Annotated in this window: 7 protein-coding genes; 3 read left to right on the forward strand and 4 right to left on the reverse strand. The window is 73.2% G+C overall.

Features of this window, described 5'->3' with window-relative positions; genetic code table 11:
* Nucleotides 1-344: 344 nt before the first annotated feature.
* Nucleotides 345-584, reverse strand: a complete 240-nt coding sequence (locus CCN51_RS04565; protein ID WP_014181463.1) for a DUF397 domain-containing protein — start codon at nt 582-584, stop codon at nt 345-347.
* 1 nt (nt 585) lies between these two features.
* Nucleotides 586-1,407, reverse strand: a complete 822-nt coding sequence (locus CCN51_RS04570) for a helix-turn-helix domain-containing protein (protein ID WP_014181464.1) — start codon at nt 1,405-1,407, stop codon at nt 586-588.
* A gap of 290 nt (nt 1,408-1,697) precedes the next feature.
* Here CCN51_RS04570 and CCN51_RS04575 point away from each other — a divergent pair, with 290 nt between their 5' ends.
* Nucleotides 1,698-3,125, forward strand: coding sequence for an NsdA family TPR-like regulatory protein (locus tag CCN51_RS04575; RefSeq protein ID WP_043488075.1), 1,428 nt, complete (start codon nt 1,698-1,700; stop codon nt 3,123-3,125).
* A gap of 136 nt (nt 3,126-3,261) precedes the next feature.
* On the opposite strand, the gene CCN51_RS04580 is transcribed toward CCN51_RS04575, so the two are convergent.
* Nucleotides 3,262-4,089, reverse strand: coding sequence for an SDR family NAD(P)-dependent oxidoreductase (locus tag CCN51_RS04580; RefSeq protein WP_405385157.1), 828 nt, complete (start codon nt 4,087-4,089; stop codon nt 3,262-3,264).
* Nucleotides 4,090-4,523: 434 nt separating this feature from the next.
* Between CCN51_RS04580 and CCN51_RS04585 the strand changes: the two genes are divergently transcribed.
* Together CCN51_RS04585 and CCN51_RS04590 are read left to right on the forward strand one after the other, a co-directional pair.
* Nucleotides 4,524-4,949 (forward strand): ATP-binding protein, encoded by a 426-nt coding sequence (locus tag CCN51_RS04585; RefSeq protein WP_063647686.1) that lies wholly within the window; start codon nt 4,524-4,526, stop codon nt 4,947-4,949.
* A gap of 96 nt (nt 4,950-5,045) precedes the next feature.
* The gene (locus CCN51_RS04590) at nt 5,046-5,558 is read left to right on the forward strand and encodes a hypothetical protein (protein WP_014181468.1); all 513 of its coding nucleotides are present in this window, start codon (nt 5,046-5,048) and stop codon (nt 5,556-5,558) included.
* 19 nt (nt 5,559-5,577) lie between these two features.
* Here the strand turns inward: CCN51_RS04590 and CCN51_RS04595 are convergent.
* On the reverse strand, nt 5,578-6,015 hold a 438-nt coding region (locus tag CCN51_RS04595), incomplete at its 5' end, for a Rossmann-fold NAD(P)-binding domain-containing protein (protein ID WP_483883435.1).

The raw sequence follows: 6,015 nt of genomic DNA on the forward strand, positions 1-6,015 counted from the left end.
CGCCGGGTCGAGCGCGGGCAGCTCGGCGGGCGAGCGCTCGACGGCGAATCCGTGGCGGTGGGCCAGCCAGGTCAGCAGCCCGGCCCGGGTGGCGCCGGCACAGCCCTCCACGATCAGAACGCGGTGCCGCGCAGCCTCGTGAAGGTCCATCCCCGCCACCCCGGTCATCTCATACAGCCGTCAGTCGATCTCGCACGGGGCATTCAGTGTGCGTGGCCCGGTCGTTCGAGGGGAGTCCGGGGCCGGGTTGTGCGGTTGTGCGGGCGTAGTGGTTTCCGGGACGGCTTACGGGGTGGCCTCGTGGGCGGCCGGCCGGGGTGGCGTTAGGGGGTGGCGGGGACCGTTCAGGCGATGAGGAAGTCGGCCCGGCCGGCCTTCGCGGCCTCGAGGAACGAGGCGACCTCGGCCCGGGAGTAGATCAGCGCGGGTCCGGCCGGGTCCGTGGACTGGCGGAGCGCGACACGGCCGTCCGGCAGCTTCTTGGCCTCGATGCAGGTGCCGCCGTTGGTGCCGCTCCAGGGCTTCTCCCAGCCCTCCGTGCCGAGGTCCGTGGCCGGCATTCCGCTGTAGACCGGGTCCGTCATGTCAGAGCTCCTTACGCAGTTCGGCCAGGATGGGAATCGTCTCGCCGACCGGTTCGGCCTGGACGGCCATCCGGTCCAACACCTCGAGACAGGTGACGACTTCGCCCGGCTGGTCCACATAGACCGCGCCGGTGACGCCTTCCGTGTAGACGACGTCGGGCAGTTCGGTGAATCCGAAGCGGAAGTAGTGCAGCGGGCCGAAGGCCCCGGGGTGCGGCCCCGCCGCGAACCGCATGATCTGCAGCCGGACCTTGGGCATCGCCAGGGCCTCGATGAGATGATCGATCTGCCGGCGCATCACCTCGGCCCCGCCGACCGGGCGGCGCAGCGCGGTCTCCTCCAAGATGGCCCAGATCGCCGGGGCGTCCGCTTTGGAGAGCAGGCGCTGACGCTTGACGCGCAGGGCGATCCGGCGCTCGATCTCCTCGTCCGTGTCATTGGGGAAACCGGCGCGCAGCACCGCGCGGGCGTAGTCCTCGGTCTGCAGCAGCCCGGGGACGTAGTGCGGTTCGTAGGCGCGGATGACGGTGGCCTCGCTCTCCAGGCTCACATACGCGCTGAACCACTCCGGTACGACATCGCGGAACTGGTGCCACCAGCCGGGCTGGTTGGCCTCCCGGGTCAGGTCCAGGAAGTCGTCGATCTCCGGTGAGGGGACGCCGTAGGCCCGCAGCAGCTCCTTGACGTACGGGATCTTCAGGCCGACCTCGGCCTTCTCCATCCGGCGGACCGTCAGCGGAGTCACTTCGACGGCCCGGGCGGCCTCCTCGAAAGACACGTGGGCCCGCTCCCGCAGATGGCGTAGGCGCTTGCCCAGGACCATGCGTAAGACGGTGGGGGCGGCGCTCCCCGGCCGTGCCTCACTCACGTCCTGCCTCCCGGAATCACCGTCATGTGGGTGCAGTGTGCCATGACCTCGGAGCACCGGACAGAGCGATGCGGATCGTTCTGAAATTATCAGGACGAAGCTTGCGGGCTGAGACTGTCGACGCGCATAGTGGGGCACGTGACCCATCTCACGCACCACGGCCGGTGCCCTCAACCACCTTTCTCCGCTAAGGCGTTACGGGCACTCGGCAGCTCGGCGGCGCGCGGCACCGTCATGGGCCGGAGGTGACCGCGGTGACCAACGGCGCCGCACCGGGCACCCGGCACCGGGGCTCGGCCACCAACCAGGCCCTGGCCGCGGCCCTCAAGGAATCCGGCTGCTCATACGCCTCATTGGCCCTGCGCGTCAATGAGCTGGGGCGCCATCAGGGACACTCCTCCAACTACGACAAGGCGTCCGTCACCCGCTGGCTCCAGGGCGGCCAGCCGCGCGGTACGACGCCGGAACTGATCGCGGCCGTGCTCTCCCACCGGCTCGGCCGGCCGGTGGCCCCCGCCGAGCTCGGCTTCATCCCCGACCGACAGCGCCCGGTCGTCGCCAGGGCGCTGGCCTACCGGGAGGACGTGGCGGAAACCTTGCACACGCTCGCCGAACTCGGCTCCACCGACATATCCCGCCGCAGCCTGCTGGGCGCGGTCCCCTTCGTCGCCGGCGCGCTGGTGACCCCACAGCGGGAATGGCTGCTGTGGCTGGTCGAGAACCAGTGCGCCACCGGCCCGGCCGCCGGCGATCCGGCCGCGGCAGCCGACGCCGGCCGGATCGAGCAGGTCCGCGCCGCGATCAGCATGTTCGACGAGATGGACAACCGATTCGGCGGCGGCCAGGTCCGCGCCAGCATCGTCCTGTACCTGTCGACCGAGGTCGTCCCCATGCTCCAGCGCCGTAGCGTGCCCGCGGGCGAGCGGCGCCAGCTGTTCACCGCCGCGGCCAAGCTGGCCGCGATGGCCGGCTGGAGCAGCTACGACAACGCCGAATACGGCCTGGCCCAGCGCTATATGACCCAGGCGCTGCGGCTGTGCGCCGAAGGCGGCGACAAGGTCCTCGGCGGCCAGATCCTGGCCGGCCTGTCCCATCTGGCCACCAACCTCGGCCAGCCCCAGGCGGGGGTCGAACTCGCCCGGGTGGGCGTGGCCACCGCGAAGAACACGGGCAGCCCGCTGGGCCTGATGCGGCTGCACGCCATGGCGGCCCGCGGCTACGCCGCCCTTGACGAGCCCCGCGAGGCGGCCCGCGCGCTGCGCTCGGCGGACGCCGCGCTGGACGCGAGCCGGGGCGCCGAGGCGGAGTCGGAGTGGGTCCGCTTCCTCGACCACCACTATCTGGCGGCCGAGGCCGCGCTGTGCTTCCGCGACCTCGGCAGCGCGGCGCAGGCCGAGCGCGCGGCCGACGAGTCGGTGCGGGCCAACGGTGACCGGCGCCGCCGCCAGGCCATCAGCCGCTCGGTCCTGGCCACCGCCCATCTCCAGCAGAACCGGCTCGACGAGGCGATCGGCACCGCCGACGCGGCGCTCACGGCGCTCAGCGGGGTGCACAGCGAGCGCTCGGTACAGGCCCTGCGTGACTTCCGTACCCGGCTGCGGCCACACCGCGGCGAGCCCATGGTCCGCGACTTCGAGCTCCGCTCCCGGACCCTGCTCGGCGCCGCCGCCTGATACGCGCCGCGGCGTTTCTTCCCTGGCTCCTTCCGGGCTCCACCGCCATGCGGCCCGGAAGGGGTCCTCGTCCGGACCCTGCTCCGCCGGGGGTGTGCAGGGCCCGGGCGAGGCCAAAGGGGTCTGCGGAAGGAGCCTAATAGCCCTCCGCGCTGGGCGCGTTCTGGGCCCGGTCGACCGGCACATGGGCGCCGGAGACACCGCTGGACGCGTCCGAGAGAAGGAATGCGACAACCCGCGCCACCTCCTGCGGCGCGACCAGTTGGCCGTTCGGGAACTCCGTCGCGAACCTGGCGAACGCCTCCGGCTGCGCGACGCGCATCCGGTCCCAGCGCTTGCCGGGGATGAGCATCGACCCGGGGGAGACGGCGTTCACCCGGATCCCGTCGGGCCCGAGTTCACGGGCCAGCGAGGCCGCGAGGTGGATCTGGGCGGCCTTCGCCGCGCCGTACTGGGCCTGCGGCCCCGGCTTCCAGCCGGAGATGGAGGCGATGACCACGACCGACCCGCCCCCGGTGCCGCGCGCCCCGCGCAGATACGGCACGGCGGCCCGCACCAGCCGGGCGGTATGGCCGACGTTCAACTCCCAGGTGGCGGCCCAGTCGTGGGCGTCGGCCTCCTCCAGGCCGCCACCACGGGCGCCGCCGGCGCAGGCCACCACGCCGTCCAGACCGTCGAAACGTTCCGCCGCGCCCTCGACGAACTCCTCCAGCAGACCCGGCTCGACGACATCGAGCGCCTGGGTGAACAGCGCCTCCCGCCCCTGGCCGTCGGGCAGCGATTTCGCCAGGGCCGCCAGATCGGGCTCGGACCGCGCACAGGTGGCAACCGAGGCGCCATCCGCCAACAACAGGCGCACGATTTGCTCGCCCAGGCCCCGTGTGCCCCCCGTGACCACAATCCGCTTGCCGTCCACACCGGACCGCACGGCCGGGCAGGGCTCCTGCCGGCGGTCCTCACTCACGCTCACCACGCCCGGACCGTACAGTCCGACGGGCGTGCGACCCGAACCACTACGCCTGTACAACCGAACAACCCCCGTGCCCCCTCGCCGACCGGACCGTCCAACCGTTTGTCTACGTGAACGGTGACCGACGTAGTCCAGCTGTCTTCGAAGGAGGAATCCATGCCGCAACCCGGCAGCCACCGCGACCGGGCCGCAGCCGCCCGTGGCGGCCGGCCCCGGCGGGCGGGCCGAGGGGCGCGCACCCCTCGCCCCCGGCGCGGATGCCGCGGTGGGGGCCGTAGGCATGCGCTTACCCGCTTACCGGGGCATCAACCACCACCGCCGCGCGCGTTATCGGCGCGCCGGACCCGCCGGACCCGACAGACACAGCAGGCCAGACAGAACCGAAAGGCAAGACAGGCGCGATGGGCGCGGCCGGCGGGGAGGGGCCGGTGATCTCCTTGGCGACCCGCCGTTTCTTCCGGGCCGAGTTCCCGGCCCGCACCGACCGGGCCTTCGCCGTCCGCCGGATGCTCACCGCCTTCCTGAAGTACTGGCAGCTCGACCATGCCGTGGAGAGCGCGGTGCTGGCCACCAATGAGCTGTTCGCCAACGCGGTGGAGCACGGCAGCAGCGGCCCCGGCGACACCGTCTCCGTCACCGTGGGCGTGGAGCCCGCGGGGGACGAGCTGCGCATCGAGGTGGCCGACGGCTCGCCGGTCCGGCCGGTCTTCCGTACGGCGGCCGAGACGGAGGAGTCCGGGCGGGGGCTGGCCATCGTCGACGGCCTGGCGAACGACTGGGGCACCGACGCGCCCGACGGGGACGGCCCGGGCAAGAAGGTGTGGTTCACGCTGGCGCTCGGGCGGACGCGTTAGGGCGCGGCACGGCGCGGTAAGGCGCACAGACGGCCGGGCCGAGGGTGGGGCGGTGCGACCGGAGCGGACGAGTCAACAGGGGAGACGGGAGGCGACATGCGTGGGCGAGGCAGCGTGGAGACCGCCGCGGCCGACTGGCTGCTGTCGTCGGTCGGCGAGGAGCCCGGCCGGGTACGTGTGCAGTGGGCCAGTGGAAACGGCCTCGCCGACCTCCCGGTGGGCCGGCTCTTCGACCTGGTCCGGATGTCCGAGGGCACCGGGATGGCCGTGGTCCGGACGCTGCGGCTGCACGAGGCGGTGGTCGGCCCGGTGATGCTGGCCACCGCCAGCCAAGTGCTCTCCTTCCTCGTACCTCCCGGCTCGGCCCGCGAGTGGAAGGCGTGGCTGCAGGGGTCGGGCCACGGCCGCCGCCGCGCCGTCGCCGCCGCCGGGCCGGGCCGGGTGCTGCGCTGCCCCCGGCCCGGATGCGTACGGCAGGGCCACATCTGGCTGGTCAGGCCGGGCGGCCCGCTCACCGACAGCCGGGTGCTGTGGGCCGCGCTGCGGGACAGTGCGCCCCCCAGCGCCCGGGACCGCGCCTCGTACGCCGTGCACGCCCTGTTCCGGTAGGCCACGACGCCGGCCACGCTCAGGCCCACTCCGCGCGGTGCTCGACGGCGAAGTCGCGGAAGGAGCGGGGAGCGCGCCCGGTGACCCGGCGCACCGTATCGGTCGTACGGTCCTCCGCGCCGCGCCGGACCGCCTCGTCGAGCCCGGCCAGCATGGTGGCGAACTCCTTCGGGTATCCCGCGTCGGCCAGCCGCCCGGCCAGGGCCGCGGTGTCCACCGAGACATGGCGGACGGCCCGGCCGGACACCTCGGCGATGATGCGCGCCGCGTCGCCGTAGCCGATCGCCTCGGGCCCGGTGATGGTGTGCGCGGTGTCGTGCGGCCGTTCGTCCAGGAGGGCGCGTGCGGCGACGGCGGCGATGTCGCCCGCGTCGACGAAGCCGACCCCGGCCTCCCCGGTGGCCCAGGGGATCCGTACGAGCGGCGAGATCGTCACCGCCACCGGGGAGGCCGGGGT

Source organism: Streptomyces milbemycinicus, assembly GCF_002154605.1.
Classification (GTDB): domain Bacteria; phylum Actinomycetota; class Actinomycetes; order Streptomycetales; family Streptomycetaceae; genus Streptomyces; species Streptomyces milbemycinicus.